Source organism: Streptomyces sp. NBC_00670 (assembly GCF_036226765.1).
Taxonomy (GTDB): Bacteria; Actinomycetota; Actinomycetes; order Streptomycetales; family Streptomycetaceae; genus Streptomyces.
Window position 1 is genome coordinate 1440455 of sequence record NZ_CP109017.1, and the last position, 17546, is coordinate 1458000.

Consider the following 17546-nt stretch of genomic DNA (forward strand, 5'->3'; position numbering starts at 1 on the left):
TCCTCCTAGGTCAGCCGGGAGCCCTAAGGTATGGCTTGAGACCATTGCCTGGGAAGGGGGTGCCGCGCATGTCGCAGGACGGGGCGGGCGAGCCGTGGGGCGGTCCGGCTCCTGGGCGGGACCGGCTGGCGGCGGTGCTGCGGCCGGTGCGGGCGGGCAACGGCTTCGAGGAGGCCCTGGAGCAGGTGCTGCAGGTGCTGCGGCTCGGGCTGGTGCCCGCCGGGGAGCGGCTGCCCGCCGAACGGGAGCTGGCCGAGCGGCTCGGCGTCAGCCGGGTGACGCTGCGCGAGGTGCTGCGGGTGCTGCACGAGGAGGGCCTGGTCGAGTCGCGGCGCGGGCGGTACGGCGGCACGTTCGTGCTGCCGCGCGCGGAGGGCGGGGGCGGTTCCGGCGCGGCCGAGCTGCGGCGCCGGATCGCCGCGGTCGACCTCGAGGACGTGCTGCGCTTCCGCGAGGTGCTGGAGGTCGGCGCGGCGGGGCTGTGCGCGGCGCACGGGCTGGACGACGCGGGGGCGGGGCGGCTGCGGGCGGCGCTGGCCGGCACCCGGGACACGCCGCCGGGCGGCTATCGGCGCCGGGACACCCTGCTGCACCTCACGCTCGCCGAGCTGTCCGGCTCGCCGACGCTGGCCGCGCGGTACGCGGCGGTGCGGGCCACGCTCAACGACCTGCTGGACTGCATCCCGCTGCTGGTGCGCAATCTCGAGCACTCCCAGCGGCAGCACACCGCGCTGGTCGAGGCGGTGCTCGACCGGGACGCGGGCGCGGCGCGGGAGGGGATGCGGGAGCACTGTGCGGGGACGGCGGCGCTGCTGCGGGGGTTCTTGAGCTGAGGTTCGGCGAGGTGTGCGGTAAAGGTACGGTGGCGGGCCATTGCGGAGTGGGAGTGCGTGGGTGAGTGGTGTGGGCGGTGCGGGCGGGCGGCCGTTGATCGGGGTCAGTACGTATCTGGAGTCGGGGGCGCGCTGGGGTGTCTGGGAGCTGGAGGCGGTGCTGCTGCCTGCCGGGTATCCGCGGCTGGTGCAGCGGGCCGGCGGGCTCGCGGTGCTGCTGCCGCCGGACGAGCCCGGCCGGGCGGAGGAGGCCGTCGCGCGGCTCGACGGCCTGGTGATCGCGGGCGGTCCCGACGTCGACCCCGCCCGCTACGGCGCGGAGCGGTCGCCGCGGACGGGGCCGGCTGCGCCGGAGCGGGACGCGTGGGAGCTGGCGCTCATCCGGGCGGCGCTGGCGGCGGGCACGCCGCTGCTCGGCATCTGCCGGGGAATGCAGCTGCTCAACGTGGCCTTGGGCGGCACGTTGGTGCAGCACATGGACGGGCATGCCGAACGGGTGGGGGTCTTCGGGACGCATCCCGTGGAGCCGATGCCGGGGAGTCTGTACGCGGGGATCGTGCCGGAGGTGTGCGAGGTGCCGGCGTATCACCATCAGGCGGTGGAGCGGGTGGGTGACGGGTTGGTGGTGTCGGCGTACGCGGCGGACGGTGTGGTGGAGGCGGTCGAGTCGCCCCGGAGGGCGGACGGGGGGTGGGTGCTGGGGGTGCAGTGGCATCCGGAGATGGGGGGCGATGTGCGGGTGATGCGGGCGCTGGTGGAGGCGGCGGCGTCCTGACGGTCTTTTCTCGCCCCCGCCGCCCCTACCCTTCCCGTCCCTTCAAGGGGCTCCGCCCCTTGGACCCCGGGGAGCTCGGGTGGGTGGGGTTGAGTGGGGAGTGCGGGTGGGTGGGGGCTTGTCGCGCCCCCCGCGGCGGAGCCGCGCAAAGGACACAGCCCCGCGCCCCTTCAGGGCGCGGCTGCTCGCGCCTCCGCGGCGGAGCCGCGCAAAGGACACAGCCCCGCGCCCCTAAAAGCAGGCGGCGCCCCCTGTTTTTAAGGGGCGCGGGGAACTGCGCGACAAGCCACGACGTGGCCGCAGCCGCTCACGTACGCGAACCCCCGAGCTGTCAGGCCCCGGGGTCGAGGTGGTCGCCCACGGCGACGACCACGACCCTGGTTTCGGGCACCGTCGCCCTCCACCGGTGCCGTATCCCACCGGTGAGGTACAGCGTGTCGCCGCGGCCCAGGCGCTGGGCGCGGCCCTCCGCCTCGACCTCGATCCCGCCCTCCACCACGTACATCAGCTCGTCGTTGCGGTGCTGGAACTCGCGCCCCGCGTCATGGTCACCGATGAACTCCATCGCGTGCAGCTGATGGTGCCCCCGCACCAGTGACCGTACGCGCGCCGGCACCGGCCCCTCGTCGTCGGCGCGGACCACGTCCACGCCCCCCGCCGGGTCCGCCGCGGCCAGCAGCGTCGCCGCCGTCGTGCCGAGCGCGTCGGCGACCTTCTCCAGGGAGCGCCGGCTCGGCCGGGCCCTCTCGTTCTCGACCTGGCTGAGGAACGGCACGGACAGCCCGCTGCGCTCGGCCACGACGGCGAGCGTGAGTTCCAGGGCCCGGCGCCGCCGCCGGACGGCCGCGCCCACCCGCAGGGGCTGTTCCTTGTGGTCGCCCATCTCCCCGGCCTCCTCCCTCGCTCATCGTCGCCGTGCCAACACGGACGCGTACGTACTCCACGGTTGTCTGCACCCTACGCACGTTCGGCAAACCGTTTCATGCGGCCTTCACAACGCCGTGACCGCGGGGAAGCACGAGGCTCACAGTTCGCGCCAGTACAGGAGTTCGCCGGCCTCCCCCGGCGCCGCCCCCTCGCTCGGCACGAAAACGCTGACCAGGAGGGCGCGACGGCCGTCCGGGGTGGTGATCGTGGTCGCGGAGGGGTTGGCGAAGGCGTGGCTGCCGCGGTGGGTGCGTACGGTGACCGGTTCGGCACGGCCGAGCCGTGGGTCATAACCGTACAGCCGCCAGCTGCCGAAGTCGTGCGGTCGCAGCTGGCCCTCGATCAGGACGAGGTCCTGCCCGGCGAGCCGCAGGACCGAGCGGTCGCCGATGTTGCCGCGGGGGCCGCAGTCCCGTACGGCGTGGTCGAGCCGCTGGTCGGGGTGGGTGCGCCAGTCGCGGAAGCCGTGGAGCACGGCGGTGAGCTGGCGGTCGGTGTCGCAGTGGGCGCGGTAGTGGCCGGTCAGTTCGACGGTGGTGCCGCGCACGGCGGTGATGTCGGGGGTGCCCTCGGCGCAGCGGGAGAGCGTGCGGGGCGCGTCGAAGGAACGTTCGGGGCGACCGGTCAGGAGTGCGGTGAGTCCGGGGTAGGACCGTAGCTCCAGGTGATTGTCCGGATCTTTTTCGTAGGCGAGGACCCAGTCGCCGCCGCTTCCCCCGGCGGCGGCGAGGGACGGCTGGCTGGTGCCGGGGCCGAAGTCGTGTCTGCGGTGCCAGGTGCGCAGGTCGGTGGAGGTGGCGACCGCCGCGTGGAAGCGGCCGTCGTCGAGCGCGGTGTGGTAGACGGCGAGGTAGGGGCCGGAGCCGGACGGCGGCTGCACGATCTGGGCCGCGTCCATGGTGCGGCCGGTGTCGTCCCGCGCGTCGTAGAGGTGGCCGTCGGCCTGCCGGACGTCGCCGGCGAGCTGTGTGAAACGGGCGGCGGCGGAGGGCGAGGCCACCACCGGGCTCGCGGCGGGGAGCAGGGCGACCAGGACGGCCAGTGCCGCGTACAGCACGGGGCGGGGCGTGTGGAGCACGACGCCTCCCGGGTGTCGGCGGGCAGGGACGTGGGCGTACGCAGAGGGGGCGGGTACCCCGAATGGCCCCGTCCCGCGCGTCGTCCCACCGCCCGGTTCGCCACCGGCCACCGCCGGGGAAAGCGGGAGAGGGACGGACCCGGGTCCGGTCCGCCCCTCTCCCGCATCGACGGCACGCCGCCGTACTACTCCGTCTTCGAGCCGCCGACCGGCGCCCACTTGTCGAGCTGGCCGGGGTTCTTCTTCAGCCAGGCGCGGACGGCGTCCTGCTCATGGCCCTTGTCGACCTTCTGGAACTCCGCCTCCAGGCTGGTGAGCTGGTCCTCGGTCATCGAGAAGTTCTTCAGCCAGTTGCCGACCTCGGGATTGTCGGAGGTGAAGCCCTTGCGGGCGAGGGTGTGGACGCCGTCGCCCTTGCCCCAGGCGCCCTTCGGGTCCTTGAGCTTCTTCAGCTCGAAGTTGTTGTACGCCCAGTGCGGCGACCACAGCGGGACGAGGATCGGTTCCTTCTTGGCATAGGCCCGCTTGAGCTCGGCGAGCATCGCGGGCGTGGAGCCGTCCACGACCTTGTACGTGCTCTCCAGGCCGTACGCCTTGAGGATCTTGCTCTTGAGCAGGCCCATCTCGCCCGCGCTGGGCTCGATGCCGGTGATCCGGCCATCGAACAGGTCGGCGTGGTCCTTGAGGTCGGCGAGCGAGTCGACGTCCTCGACGTACTTGGGAACGGTCAGCTCCAGGCTGGTGGGCCCGTACCAGGAGCCGAGGTCGTCGAGCTGCTTGCCGTACTTCTTCCAGTACTCGGCGTGCGTGGTCGGCAACCAGGAGTCGGTCTCGAAGTCGATCTGGCCGGCGGCCAGGCCGGTGTAGAGCGGTCCCGCGGTGTACTGCGTGGTGGTGACCTCGAAGCCGCGCTTCTGGAGGATCTCCTTCCAGAGGAAGGTGGTCGCGATGCCCTCGTCCCAGGGGATGTAACCGATGCTGATCTTCTTGCCCTGGCCGACGTTGCCGTCGGAGGCCTGCACGGTGCTGGAGGAGGACGAGCCGAAGATGCCCATGCCCCCGGCGACCAGGGCGAGGACGACCACGCCGACGACGGCGACCGCCGGGCGCGGACGGTACGTCCAGACCTTGGCCCCGCCCGTCGTGCGGGCCCGGGCGGCGGCGCGGCGGCCCAGCGGGGAGAGCTGGGTGCCCAGGGCGCCGGTCACCCGGTCGAGGTAGATGGCGAGGATGACGATGCCGAGGCCGGACTCGAAGCCGAGGCCGATGTCGAGCTGGCCGATGGACTCGTTGACCGCGCCGCCCAGGCCGCCGGTGCCGACCATGCCGGCGATGACGACCATGGACAGACCGAGCATGATCACCTGGTTGACGCCGGCCATGATGGTCGGCAGGGCGAGCGGCAGCTGGACGCGCAGCAGGGTGTTGCGCGGAGTGGTGCCGAACGCCTCGGCCGCCTCGACCAGCTCGGCGTCGACCTGGCGGATGCCGAGTTCGGTCATGCGCACGCCGGGGGCGATCGCGAAGATCAGGGTGGCGACGACACCGGCGGGCACGCCCAGGCCGAAGAACAGGATCGCCGGGATCAGCAGCACCATCGACGGCATCGTCTGGAGCAGGTCCAGGACGGGCCGCACGACGGAGGAGACGGTCTTGGAGCGGGCCGCCCAGATGCCCACGGGCACGCCGATGACCAGGGCGATCACGGTGGCGACGAGGACCAGGGACAGGGTCGACATCGACCGGTCCCACAGGGCGAGCGAGTCGATGAGCGCGAAGCCCGCGAAGGCGAGGACACCGGCGGTGAGGCCGCGCAGCCACCAGGCGAGGACGGCGAGGATGCCCGCCATCAGCAGCGGCGAAGGGCCGCCGAGGACGGCGTCGACGCCGTCGTACATGCCTTCGACGACCGTCTTGACGGCGTCGAAGAGCCAGGACATGTGGTCGACGAGCCAGCTCACGCCGTCGTCGACCCAGTCACCGAGGTGGATCCTAGGCACGGCTGATCACCTTCTTCCCGTGCGTGTCGCCCGGCCGGTCGCAGGGCACGGGGTCACCTGCCTCGGTGCCGCTCCCGCTGAGAAAGCCAACGAGGCGCTGGCGGGGGACGACGCCGACGAGCCGTCGTTCGCCGTCGAGCACGGCCACGGGGTGGCTGAGGCGGGCGCTGAGCGCGCACAGCTCGGTGAAGGGGGTGGCCGGTGCGGCGGTCTCGCAGCCGCAGTCGGCCTCGTCGCCCCGCACCTCGGTGTCCATGACGGCCTCGGCGGTCAGCACGCGGGAGCGGTCGACGTCCTTGGTGAAGGAGGCGACGTAGTCGTCGGCGGGGCGCAGCAGGATGTCCTCGGCGGTGCCGGTCTGCACGATGCGGCCGTCGCGCATGACGGCGATGCGGTCGCCCAGGCGCATGGCCTCGTTCAGGTCGTGGGTGATGAACACGATCGTCTTCTTCAGGGTCTTCTGCAGTTCGAGCAGCTGGTCCTGCATGTCGCGGCGGATCAGCGGGTCGAGGGCGCTGAAGGACTCGTCCATCAGCAGCAGGTCGGCGTCGGTGGCGAGCGCGCGGGCCAGGCCGACGCGCTGCTGCATGCCGCCGGACAGCTCGTCGGGCCAGGACGACTCCCAGCCGGCCAGGCCGCACAGGGCGAGCGCCTCGTCGGCGCGGCGTTCGCGCTCGGCGCGGGGCACGCCCTGCACTTCCAGGCCGTAGGCGGCGTTCTCGCGGACGCTGCGGTGCGGGAAGAGCGCGAAGTGCTGGAAGACCATGCTGATCTTCTTCGCGCGGACCTCGCGCAGTTCGCGGTCGTCGAGTGCGGTGAGGTCACGGCCGTCGAAGGAGACGTGTCCCGAGGTGGGCTCGAGGAGTCCGTTGAGCATCCGCAGCAGGGTGGACTTGCCCGATCCGGACAGGCCCATGACGACGAAGATCTCGCCGGGCGCGACGGAGAAGGAGGCGTCGATCACGGCGGCGGTGATGCCGTCGTTGCGCAGTTCCTCGCGGTCGGCGCCCTTGTGGATGCGCTCCACGGCGTCGTCGGGTCGTCTGCCGAACACCTTGTACAGGTGTTCGGCCTGCAGTCTTGATGACACGTGTACCTCTCGTCTGCCGGCGGCATGGCGCGTCCCCGTAGACGGTTGAAGGGTCAACCGCCCACCGGAACGAGGCGGCGCCTGCCCGGATCGTCCGTACCCAAACGCGGACGTGACCTCCTTCACAGGGCGCCCGGCAGCTCGGGGGCGCATCCCGGGCAGGCCGCGCCCCGTAATCTGCGGGGCGTGACACGACGTCTCATGCTTCTCGACACCGCCTCCCTCTACTTCCGCGCCTACTTCGGCGTCCCGGAGTCCCTGAAGGCACCGGACGGCACGCCCGTCAACGCCGTCCGCGGCCTCCTCGACTTCGTCGACCGCCTCGTCAAGGACCACCGCCCCGACGACCTCGTCGCCTGCATGGACGCGGACTGGCGCCCCGCCTGGCGCGTCGAGCTGATCCCCTCCTACAAGGCGCACCGCGTCGCCGAGGCGCGCCCGGCGGGCCCGGACACCGAGGAGGTGCCGGACACGCTGTCCCCCCAGGTGCCGATCATCGAGGCCGTCCTCGATGCCCTCGGCATCGCCCGCGTCGGCGTGGCCGGTTACGAGGCGGACGACGTGATCGGCACGTTCACCGCCCGCGCCACCGGCCCCGTCGACATCGTCACCGGCGACCGCGACCTGTACCAGCTGGTCGACGACGCCCGCGGCGTGCGCGTGCTGTACCCGGTCAAGGGCGTCGGCACCCTGCAACTGACCGACGAGGCCGTGCTGCGCGAGAAGTATGGCGTGGACGGCCGCGGCTACGCCGACCTCGCCACGCTGCGCGGCGACCCCAGCGACGGCCTGCCCGGCGTGCCCGGCGTCGGCGAGAAGACGGCTGCGAAGCTGCTCGCCGAGTTCGGCGACCTGGCCGGGATCCTCGCCGCCGCCGAGGACCCGAAGGCGAAGCTGACGCCGGCCCAGCGCCGCCGGATCACCGAGGCCCTGCCGTATCTGGAGGTGGCCCCCACGGTGGTGAAGGTCGCCGACGACGTCCCGCTGCCCGAGGTGACGCCCGCGCTGCCGCGCGCGCCGCACGACCCCGAACTGCTGGACGCGCTCGCCGCCCGCTGGAACCTCGGCGGCTCCCTGCAGCGCCTGCTGACGACGCTGGGAGCCTGATCGCACGTACGGGGCAAGCAATGCCTGCGCCCGTGGCCGGTCCCGCGACCCCGGCCACGGGCGCCGTCCGGTGCATGATGAGTCGCGTACCCGGTACCCGGAAGTCCGTTTCCCTGCCCTTCGCGGCCGTTCGCGGCCCTCCCGGCACGGACGAGTGCTAACTTAGGTAAGCCTTAGCGAAGAGACACGGAGGCCGTCATGGCAGAGCGCCCCGCCCGCAAGCCCCGCAAGCTCCACACCGGCCAGGTGATCCGCACCGAGCGCCTGACCCCGCACATGCAGCGGGTGGTGCTGGGCGGCGACGGTCTCGCCGAGTTCGGCACCGGCGGATACACCGACCACTACGTGAAACTGCTGTTTCCCCTCGAGGGCGTCACCTACCCCGAGCCGTTCGACCTCCAGCGCGTCCGCGAGGAGTACCCGCGCGAGCAGTGGCCGGTGACCCGTACCTACACCGTGCGCGCCTGGGACGCGGAGACCCGGGAGCTGACGCTGGACTTCGTGGTCCACGGCGACGAGGGGCTGGCCGGCCCGTGGGCCGCCCGCGCCAAGCCCGGCGACGTACTGCGGTTCAACGGCCCCGGCGGCGCCTACGCCCCCGACACGAGCGCCGACTGGCATCTGCTCGCCGGTGACGAGAGCGCCCTGCCCGCCATCGCCGCCGCCCTGGAGTCGCTGCCCGACGGCACCCCCGCGCATGCCTTCCTCGAGGTGTCGGGCCCCGAGGAGGAGCAGAAGTTCGACTCCGACGCGCAGGTCACCTGGCTGCACCGCGGCGACCGCCCGGTCGGCGAGGCCCTGGTCGAGGCCGTACGGTCGCTTCGGTTCCCCGAGGGTCGGCTGCATGCCTTCGTGCACGGCGAGGCCGGCTTCGTCAAGGAGCTGCGCCGGCTGCTGCGGGTGGAGCTGTCGGTGCCGCGCGAGGATTTGTCGATCTCCGGCTACTGGCGGCTCGGCCACAACGAGGACGGCTGGCAGGCCTCCAAGCGAGAGTGGAACGCCCAGGTGGAGGCCGAGCAGGAGCCCGCGACCGCCTGAGCGCCACCCGCCCGTACGCTGGGGCGCGTGAGACGCCGGACCCGTATCCCGCCCGCCCCGCTGCCGCAGCGCGAGGGCGTCGACCCGGTGCGGGTGCGGCTGCCGCGGGACGGCGCCTGGGCGACCGTCCGCGACCACCTGGTGGCCCGGCTCACGGCTGGTGACGGTGTCGTCGACGCGATGCTCGCCGCGGGCGCGATCGTCGGCGCCGACGGGCGCCCCGTCGCCCCGGACGCCCCCTACGTGCCCGGCATGTACGTGTGGTTCCACCGCGCGCTGCCCGCCGAGGAGCGGGTGCCCTTCGAGATCGAGGTGGTGTACCGCGACGCGCACGTCGTCGTCGCGGACAAGCCGCACTTCCTGGCCACCACCCCGCGCGGCAGCCATGTCGCCGAGACCGCGCTCGCCCGGCTCCGCCGCGAGCTCGACATCCCCACGCTCACCGCCGCGCACCGCCTGGACCGGCTCACCGCCGGACTGGTGCTGTTCACCGTCCGCCCCGAGGAACGCGGCGCCTACCAGACGCTGTTCCGCGACCGGCGGGTGCGCAAGGAGTACGAGGCCCTCGCCCCGTACGACCCCGCCGTCGTCCTCCCCCGCACCGTGCGCAGCCGCCTGGTCAAGGAGCGCGGGCAGCTGACGGCCCACGAGGTGCCGGGCGAGCCCAACGCGGAGAGCCGGGTCGAACTGGTGGGCCACGAGGGCGGCGTCGGGCGGTACCGGCTGCTTCCCCGCACCGGGCAGACCCACCAGCTGCGCGTGCACATGTGCGCGCTGGGCCTGCCGATCCTCGACGACCCCCTCTACCCGGAGGTGCGGCCGCCGGGCACGGCGGAGGACCACACCCGGCCGCTGCGGCTGCTCGCCCGCGCACTGGAGTTCACGGACCCGGTGACGGGACGGCACCACGCGCTGCACAGCACCCGGGAGTTGACGCTCCCGGGTGTCACGCCGGCCTCCTAGGCCTCGCCCCGCCACCAGCGCAGGAACCGCTGCCAGGCGCCGGGCCGCGGGGCGGCCGTCGGCGGCGCCGGTGCCGGTTCGGCCGTCTCCTGGGGGACGGCGGCCCTCACCCGCGCGGCGGGCGCCGGCAGCTGCCGGAACGCGGGCCGCCGGGCGACGTCCTGCGGCGGCCGGGGCCCGAACAGCACCGGCAGCTCCGCCAGGTGCCGGGAGGCGATGGACTCCGTCCAGCGCAGCTGGTCCTCGGGGCAGGCGAGCCGCACGTCCGGCAGCCGCATCAGCAGCGCGTCGATCCCGGCGTCGGCGATGGCCCGCCCGATCTCCTGCCCGGGGCACTCGTGCGGTCCGCCGCCGAAGGCGAGGTGGGAGCGGTTGCCCTGCATGTTGGCGGCGAGGTCGGGGCGCACCCGGGGGTCGACGTTGCCGGGCGCGATGCCGAACAGCAGCCCGTCGCCCTTGCGGATGCGCTTGCCGCCCAGCTCCGTGTCCTGCTTGGCGAAGTAGCCGAGCACCGTGCTGAACGGCGGCTCGTCCCACAGCGACTGCTCCACCGCCTCGGGCACGGTCATCTGCCCGCCGCTGAGCTGGGCGCGGAACCGCGGGTCGGTGAGGATCACCCGGAGCACGTTGGAGAGGAGGTTGACGGTGGCCTCGTAGGCGGCGATGAGGACGAGCCGCAGGTGCTCGCGGATCTCGTCGTCGCTGAGTCCGGCCGGGTGGGCGATGAGGTGACTGGCGATGTCGTCCTCGGGGTGGACCCGGCGGCGCCGGGTGAGCCGGTCCAGGGCGTCGACGAGGTACTGGTTGCTGGCGATGGCGGTGTCGCTGCCCTTGAGCATGTCGCGGGCCGCGTGCACCATGCGGTCGTCGTACTCGTCGGGCATGCCGAGGACCTGGCACATCACGGCCATCGGGAGGTGCTCGGCGAACTCGCCCACGAGGTCGGCCCGGCCCTCCTCGCAGAAGCGGTTGACCAGGCGCTGGGTGGCGCGGTTGATGTGGCGGCGCAGCGACCGGTGGTCGATGGTGCCCAGCGCGCCGGTGACGGCACCGCGCAGCCGCAGGTGTTCGTCGCCCTCGGCGTGGGAGCAGATGGGCTGCCAGGCGATGTGCGGCATCAGCGGGTTCGCGGGGTGGACCTCGCCGTCGAGGAGGGGCTTCCAGATGCGGCTGTCCCGGGTGAACTGCGAGGGCGAGCGCACCATGTGCAGGTTCTCGCCGTGGCCGAGGACCACCCACACGGGGACGTCGTCGTGCAGCAGGGCGGGGGCCACGGCACCGTGCTCCTCGCGGAGTTCCTCGTACAGGTCCGAGAGGTTCTCCGCGCCGGGGCCGTAGAGCCGGCGCAGCCCGTCCGGGCCGAGGGCGTGGGCGGGGCAGCCGGGCGGCGGTCCCGCCAGGCCGGTCGGGGAAGGGGATTCAGGCGTCACGGTGATCGCTCCGAAGCTGAAAAAGAGGGGATTCTGGGGCGGGCGGTCAGACGGGGGCCCGCCGGGTGGCCAGGGTGTGCAGGAAGTGCATGAGGGTCATCAGCACGTCCCGGCTGGAGGCCCGGCGCCGTACGTCGCACTCGATGATGGGCACCCATTCGGCCAGGTCGAGTGCCGCACGGAGTTCGGGTACGGGGTAACGGGGCGCGTCGGGGAAGGAGTTGACGGCGACCACGAAGGGCACGCCGCGTTCCTCCAGCCGCCCCATCACGTCGAAGCTGACCTCCAGGCGGCGGGTGTCGATGAGGACGACGGCGCCGAGCGCGCCCTCGAACAGGCCGTTCCACAGGAACCAGAACCGTTCCTGGCCGGGGGTGCCGAACAGGTAGAGCACGAGTTGCTCGGTGATGCCGATGCGGCCGAAGTCCATGGCGACGGTGGTGGCCGTCTTGCTGTCGGAGCCGAAGTTGTCGTCGACGCCGATGCCCGCCTGGGTCATGGTCTCCTCGGTGGTCAGCGGTTTGATCTCGCTGACGGACCCGACCATGGTGGTCTTGCCGACCCCGAAGCCGCCGACGATCACGATCTTCACGGCGGCCTGGGTGGTGTGCGGCAGGTGGTCCTCGACCCGTGGGCCGGGGACGGTGTCAGAGCTTTTGAAGTCCATGCATCACCGCTTCGAGGAGGGATCGGTCGGGCACGATCTGCCGGACGATCGGCGCGCGTGCCTGGACCAGGTCCGCCGTCATCAGCTCGGTGAGCAGGACGGTCACCACGCTGAACGGCAGACTCAGATAGGCCGAGATCTCGGCCACGGACAGGGGGGCCGTGCACAGCCGGAGCAGGGAGGCCTGCTCCGGTGTGAGGGTCGGGGGCGGGTCCTCGGCGGCCACGATGAGGGTGACGAGGTCGATCGAGGCCCGCTCGCCCCCGGCGGCCGCGCCCGTGAGGGAGTACAGCCGCTCGGGGTTGGGAGCCCCCGGCTCCCCCTCGGCGCCCTCCGCCTCGGCGGGCGGGGCGGCCGGGGCGGGCTCGGGGGGCGGCTCCAGGGGTGTGCGCCTTCGGCGTTGCGGAGGAGTCATACGGTCTGCCCGTCGCGCCGGGGCGGACTGGTCAGATGGGAGCCGATGCGCAGCACGAGGTCGCGCATGCGGGTGCTCATCATGCCGGGCTCGGTCCGCATGTCGGAGAGGACGGCGAGATAGGCGTTGGCGCCGGCCGCCATGAGGTAGAAGTAGCCGCCGTCGACCTCGATGATGACCATGCGCATCCGGCCGTCGCTGACGTGGATCTCCCCGGCCACGGCGCCGGCCAGGCTCTGGAGTCCGGCGCAGGCGGCGGCGACGCGGTCGGCGGTGTCGGGGTCGCCGCCGTGGCGGGCGATGCGCAGACCGTCGGCGGAGAGGACCACGATCTGCTGGACGCCGGGCACGCCGTCGGCGAGGTCCTTCAGCATCCAGTCGAAGTTGGCGCGCTGCGAGATCACTTGAGGTCCCCCTCGTTGCCGGCCTCGGCGTCGGCCGGTTCGTCTTTCCGGGTGAATGCGTTCGGGTCCGGGTCTGCCTTGAGGCCCTCCATGAAGGCCTCGACCCACATGCCGGGCGGCGGCTCCTCCTTCTCCGGGGCGGCCGCGGCGGCCCGGGCGGCCGCGGCCCGCGCCTCCTTCTCGGCGCGTTCCTTCTCGGCCCGTTCGGCCGCCGCGTAGGTGTTGAGGATGTGCTCGTCCAGCGGAATGCTGATCCGGCTGCGGCGCTGCGGCAGGCCGTTGGCCGTCCACTCGGTGACGACGGGCATGTCCTCGTCGAAGTCGTCCTCGCCGGGGATGCGGGGGCCGGTGGTGGGCTTGCGGTTCTTCTCGAGGCGCGAGCCGACCCTGACGCCGCCGTTGTCCAGCGTGGAGCGGGACTGCGCGCCGACCCCGTGGGCGACGCCGTAGGCGGGCTCGTCGGTGACCATGACGTGCGGCAGGACGAGGACGGCGCGGACGCCGCCGTAGGCGGACTGCCGCAGCGAGACCTGCATGTGGAACGCCGTGCAGAGCCGGCCGATGACGGCGAGACCGAGCTGGGGGCTGTCGGCGAGGCCCTGGAGGTCCTCGGCGCGCTTGGCCTCCTCGATGATCCGCTCGATCCGCGCGCGCCCCTCGCCGTTGAGGCCGGTGCCGGAGTCCTCGATCTCGACGGCGATCCCGGACTGCACCTCGTGCGCGGTGACGTGCACCTTGGTGTGCGGGGGCGAGTAGCGGGTGGCGTTGTCGAGGAGTTCGGCGACGGCGTGCAGGATCGGCTCGACGGAGATGCCGCGGATGTTGACCTTGGCGACGGAGTGCAGCTCGATGCGGCGGTACTCCAGGATGCGGGAGAGCCCGCCGCGCAGCACGCTGTAGAGCGGTACCGGCAGGGGCCACTGGCGACCGGGGCGGCTGCCGCCGAGGACGGCGATGGAGTCGGCGAGCCGGCTGATCAGCGCGTTGCCGTGGTCGATGCGGAGCAGGTCGTCGAAGACCTCGGGGTTGCGGCCGTGGTCCTCCTCCATCTCCCGCACTTCCTTGGCCTGTTGGTGGATGATCGCCTGGACGCGGCGGGCGATGTTGACGAAGGAGCGCTGCAGGGAGTCGCGCAGCGTGTCCTCGCGGTCGATCACCTTGAGCACCTGGCGGACCAGCATGCGCTGGGAGTCGGGGAGTCCACGCCATTCGGGATGGGTGTCGACGACCTCGCGGATCACCTCATCGGGTGAGAACCCGGCCCGCATGCGGTCGAGGGTCTCGGGCACGATCTCGTGGCCCAGGCGGTGGAACTGGGCGTCCTGGGAGGCGACGCACTCGTCCAGGCGGGCGCTCTGCCGGGCCAGTTCGGCGCGCAGTGCCCCGGACGCGCGGCCGCGGCGCACGGCCTCGGCCGCGACGGCGGTGACCAGGAGCGTGGCGACGCCGCCGCACCAGCCGACGGCGGCCCGGGCCGGCTCCGTCACCACGGCGACGGCGGCCCCGGTCACCGCGGCCATCACTATGGCCGGCAGCAGGAGCACGCGTGCGTAGGGAAGTTCACGGCCACCGTGGGGCGATTGAACACTCACCATGTAAGCCCTTTGAGACGAATTCGACGGGGAGTCGGGGGGGTGTGGTGCTGACGTAAGTGGGTAGCCCTCTGGAACAAAGCCCCTTCTGGGCATATTTCGGGAACAAACGCACGAATACCTCAACTCGGTGCGTCGCGGGCGAGCTTAGTCCGACCGGATCATCGCTGTGTCATATTCAGCGACCACCTGAAATCACCCCTTTCACAGGAGTACGCTCGGCTGATTTACACGCTGCGCGTACGTTCGAACACCTTGAGTAGCGGTGAACGGGCATGCGAATGCGCGGGCGGGGACATGCAGAACCGCCGCGCCCCCGGTGGTTCACCAGGGTGCGCGGCGGCTCGGGGTCTCCGTGCGGTCAGCCCACCGACGAGTACGCCACCACGCCCCGCAGCAGCCCCTCGACCGCCTTGCGGGCGTTCTTCGGGACCGTGGAGCCCTCGGGCACCGCGGCGGCCTGGATCTGGCCCAGGACGTCGATGACCTGCTTGCACCAGCGGACGAAGTCGCCGGCCGGCATCTCGACCTCGCGCAGCACCTCGTCGAGCCCCTTGCCGGAGGCCCACATGTGGGCGGCCCAGGCGAAGCCGAGGTCGGGCTCGCGCTGGCCGACGCCCTCGGTCTGGCTGATCCGGAACTCCTCCTCCAGCGCGTCGAGCCGGCCCCAGATGCGCACCATCTCGCCGAGCGCCGCCTTGGCCTTCCCCGACGGCAGCTTCGGCGCCATCGCGTCGTCCCCGGCGCGGGACTCGTACACCAGCGCCGAGACGCAGGCGGCGAGTTCGGCGGGGCCGAGGCCCTCCCAGACGCCGGCGCGCAGACACTCGCTGGCGAGCAGGTCCAGCTCGCCGTAGAGCCGGGCCAGCCGCCGGCCGTGCTCGGTGACCTCGTTGCCGCGCAGGTAGTCCAGCTCGGTCAGCAGCGCCACGATCCGGTCGAAGGTGCGCGCGATGGTGTTGGTGCGGCCCTCGATACGGCGCTCCAGCTGCGAGGTGTCGCGCAGCAGCCGGTAGTAGCGCTCGGCCCAGCGGGCGTGGTCCTCACGGTCGTTGCAGCCGTGGCAGGGGTGGGCGCGCAGGGCGGTGCGCAGCCGGGCGATCTCCCGGTCGTCGGCCGCCTGGGAGCGCTGCTTGCGGTGCCGTTCGGCGGGGATGTGCCCGGCCTTGGTGCGCAGCGCGGAGGCGAGGTCGCGGCGGGACTGCGGGGAGCGCGCGTTGAACGACTTGGGGATGCGCATCCGCTCCAGCGGCTCCACCGGGACCGGGAAGTCGATCGAGGCGAGCCGCTTGACCTGGCGTTCGGCGGTGAGGACCAGCGGGCGGGGACCGTCGTGGTACTCCATGCCGCGGTGGCCCCCCGCGCGCCCGGCCGGCAGCCCGGGGTCGAGCACGAGGGCGAGGCCCGCGTACTTGCCGGTGGGCACGTGGATCACGTCGCCGGGGCGGAGCTTCTCCAGGGCGACGGCGGCCTCGGCGCGCCGCTGGGCCGCGCCCTGCCGGGCCAGCTCCGTCTCACGGTCCTTGAGTTCGCGGCGCAGCCGCGCGTACTCCTCGAAGTCGCCGAGGTGGCAGGTCATCGACTCCTTGTAGCCGTCGAGCCCCTCCTCGTTGCGCTGCACCTGGCGGGAGATGCCGACGACCGACTTGTCCGCCTGGAACTGCGCGAACGAGGTCTCCAGCAGTTCGCGCGAGCGGTGCCGGCCGAACTGTTCGACCAGGTTGACCGCCATGTTGTACGACGGCCGGAAGCTGGAGCGCAGCGGATAGGTGCGGGTCCCGGCGAGGCCGGCGAGGTGGTCGGGGCTCATGCCGCGCTGCCAGAGCACGACCGCGTGGCCCTCGACGTCGATGCCGCGGCGGCCGGCCCGGCCGGTGAGCTGGGTGTACTCGCCGGGGGTGATGTCGGCGTGCTGCTCACCGTTCCACTTGACGAGCTTCTCCAGGACCACCGAGCGGGCGGGCATGTTGATGCCGAGCGCGAGGGTCTCGGTGGCGAAGACGGCCTTGACCAGTCCCCGTACGAACAGTTCCTCGACGACCTCCTTGAAGGTCGGCAGCATGCCCGCGTGGTGGGCGGCGATACCGCGCTCCAGGCCCTCCAGCCACTCGTAGTAGCCGAGGACGTGCAGGTCCTCGCGCGGGATGGAGGCGGTGCGCTCCTCCACCAGGGCGCGCACCTCCTCGCGCGCGTCGTCGTCGTTGAGCCGGAGCCCGGCGTACAGGCACTGCTGGACGGCGGACTCGCAGCCGGCGCGGCTGAAGATGAAGGTGATGGCGGGCAGCAGACCCTCGGCGTCGAGCCGTTCGATCACCTCGGGGCGGCCCGGGGTCCACACCCGGGAGCGGCTGCGGCGGTCCCGCTCGCGGTCGGCCTCGCGCATCGCGCGGCCGCGTCTGCGGTCGCGGTAGAGCGGGCGGGCGGCCTCCGTGCGGGCGAGCCTCGTCAGGTCCGGGTTGACGGCCTTCTTGTGGCCCTCGCCCTCCTCGAAGAGGTCGTACATCCGGCGCCCGGCCAGCACATGCTGGAAGAGCGGCACGGGCCGGTGCTCGGAGACGATGACCTCGGTGTCGCCGCGCACGGTGTCCAGCCAGTCGCCGAACTCCTCGGCGTTGGAGACCGTCGCCGACAGGGAGACCAGCGTCACCGACTCGGGCAGGTGGATGATCACCTCTTCCCAGACGGCGCCGCGGAAGCGGTCGGAGAGGTAGTGCACCTCGTCCATGACCACGTATCCGAGCCCCGTGAGCGTCTGGGAGCCCGCGTACAGCATGTTCCGCAGCACCTCGGTGGTCATCACGACCACCGGGGCGTCGGAGTTGACGCTGTTGTCGCCCGTGAGCAGACCGACCTTGCCGCTGCCGTAGCGGCGGCAGAGGTCGGCGTACTTCTGGTTCGACAGCGCCTTGATGGGCGTCGTGTAGAAGCACTTGCGGCCCTGCTCCAGGGCGAGGTGGACGGCGAACTCGCCGACGATCGTCTTGCCCGATCCGGTGGGCGCGGCCACGAGCACGCCCTTGCCCGCCTCGAGCGCCCGGCAGGCCTCGATCTGGAAGGGGTCGAGGCCGAAGTCGTACATCTCGCGGAAGGACGCGAGTGCGGTGGCCTGCTCGGCAGCACGCTTACGGGCTGCCGCGTACCGCTCGGCCGGAGAGAGATCCTCTGTCATCGTACTTTCGAGCGTACCGGGCCCCACCGACAACGGGACGATCTTTCTCGCCATACCC

General features: G+C 72.4%; 15 protein-coding genes. 5 read left to right on the forward strand and 10 right to left on the reverse strand.

Going from position 1 to position 17546, the window contains the following annotated elements; translation table 11 throughout:
* The first annotated feature begins 68 nt into the window (after positions 1-68).
* Positions 69-833, forward strand: coding sequence for a FadR/GntR family transcriptional regulator (locus tag OIE12_RS06385; RefSeq protein WP_329132614.1), 765 nt, complete (start codon positions 69-71; stop codon positions 831-833).
* A 61-nt stretch (positions 834-894) separates the two neighbouring features.
* Complete coding sequence (locus OIE12_RS06390) at positions 895-1608, forward strand: gamma-glutamyl-gamma-aminobutyrate hydrolase family protein (RefSeq protein WP_443053768.1); 714 nt, start codon at positions 895-897, stop codon at positions 1606-1608.
* Between the two features lie 331 nt (positions 1609-1939).
* Here the strand turns inward: OIE12_RS06390 and OIE12_RS06395 are convergent, their stop codons facing one another.
* The 4 genes from OIE12_RS06395 to OIE12_RS06410 all read right to left on the reverse strand — a co-directional run bounded on the left by OIE12_RS06395 (position 1940) and on the right by OIE12_RS06410 (position 6703).
* Positions 1940-2491 (reverse strand): helix-turn-helix domain-containing protein, encoded by a 552-nt coding sequence (locus OIE12_RS06395; protein ID WP_030381923.1) that lies wholly within the window; start codon positions 2489-2491, stop codon positions 1940-1942.
* Between the two features lie 141 nt (positions 2492-2632).
* Positions 2633-3613, reverse strand: a complete 981-nt coding sequence (locus OIE12_RS06400; RefSeq protein WP_329132617.1) for a hypothetical protein — start codon at positions 3611-3613, stop codon at positions 2633-2635.
* Positions 3614-3798: 185 nt separating this feature from the next.
* Entirely contained in the window at positions 3799-5613 is a 1815-nt protein-coding gene (locus OIE12_RS06405) for an ABC transporter permease/substrate binding protein (protein WP_329132619.1), read from the reverse strand.
* Positions 5606-6703 (reverse strand): quaternary amine ABC transporter ATP-binding protein, encoded by a 1098-nt coding sequence (locus tag OIE12_RS06410; RefSeq protein WP_329132621.1) that lies wholly within the window; start codon positions 6701-6703, stop codon positions 5606-5608. Before OIE12_RS06410 ends, OIE12_RS06405 begins: the two co-directional genes overlap by 8 nt.
* A gap of 201 nt (positions 6704-6904) precedes the next feature.
* On the opposite strand from OIE12_RS06410, the gene OIE12_RS06415 reads away from it, so the two are divergent.
* The 3 genes from OIE12_RS06415 to OIE12_RS06425 all read left to right on the forward strand — a co-directional run bounded on the left by OIE12_RS06415 (position 6905) and on the right by OIE12_RS06425 (position 9811).
* Entirely contained in the window at positions 6905-7810 is a 906-nt protein-coding gene (locus OIE12_RS06415) for a 5'-3' exonuclease (RefSeq protein WP_329141748.1), read from the forward strand.
* Between the two features lie 198 nt (positions 7811-8008).
* The gene (locus OIE12_RS06420) at positions 8009-8848 is read left to right on the forward strand and encodes a siderophore-interacting protein (protein WP_329132623.1); all 840 of its coding nucleotides are present in this window, start codon (positions 8009-8011) and stop codon (positions 8846-8848) included.
* Positions 8849-8875: 27 nt separating this feature from the next.
* Positions 8876-9811 carry a pseudouridine synthase gene (locus OIE12_RS06425; protein WP_329132625.1) on the forward strand — a complete coding sequence of 312 codons (936 nt, stop codon included), beginning with the start codon at positions 8876-8878 and terminating at the stop codon, positions 9809-9811.
* Here OIE12_RS06425 and OIE12_RS06430 read toward each other — a convergent pair.
* The 6 genes from OIE12_RS06430 to OIE12_RS06455 form a co-directional block, all read right to left on the reverse strand.
* A complete protein-coding gene (locus OIE12_RS06430) occupies positions 9808-11241 on the reverse strand; it encodes a cytochrome P450 (RefSeq protein ID WP_329132627.1) in 1434 nt (477 codons plus the stop codon). The two genes, OIE12_RS06425 and OIE12_RS06430, sit on opposite strands and share 4 nt — an antisense overlap.
* Positions 11242-11287: 46 nt before the next feature.
* Positions 11288-11908, reverse strand: a complete 621-nt coding sequence (locus OIE12_RS06435; protein WP_329132628.1) for a GTP-binding protein — start codon at positions 11906-11908, stop codon at positions 11288-11290.
* On the reverse strand, positions 11889-12323 hold the full coding sequence (locus OIE12_RS06440) for a DUF742 domain-containing protein (RefSeq protein WP_329132630.1): 435 nt from the start codon (positions 12321-12323) through the stop codon (positions 11889-11891). The genes OIE12_RS06435 and OIE12_RS06440 overlap by 20 nt, the downstream gene beginning before the upstream one ends.
* Positions 12320-12727, reverse strand: coding sequence for a roadblock/LC7 domain-containing protein (locus OIE12_RS06445; RefSeq protein ID WP_006141728.1), 408 nt, complete (start codon positions 12725-12727; stop codon positions 12320-12322). Before OIE12_RS06445 ends, OIE12_RS06440 begins: the two co-directional genes overlap by 4 nt.
* Complete coding sequence (locus OIE12_RS06450) at positions 12724-14322, reverse strand: ATP-binding protein (protein ID WP_329132632.1); 1599 nt, start codon at positions 14320-14322, stop codon at positions 12724-12726. Before OIE12_RS06450 ends, OIE12_RS06445 begins: the two co-directional genes overlap by 4 nt.
* A gap of 358 nt (positions 14323-14680) precedes the next feature.
* Entirely contained in the window at positions 14681-17542 is a 2862-nt protein-coding gene (locus OIE12_RS06455; RefSeq protein ID WP_329132634.1) for a DEAD/DEAH box helicase, read from the reverse strand.
* Positions 17543-17546 lie beyond the last annotated feature (4 nt).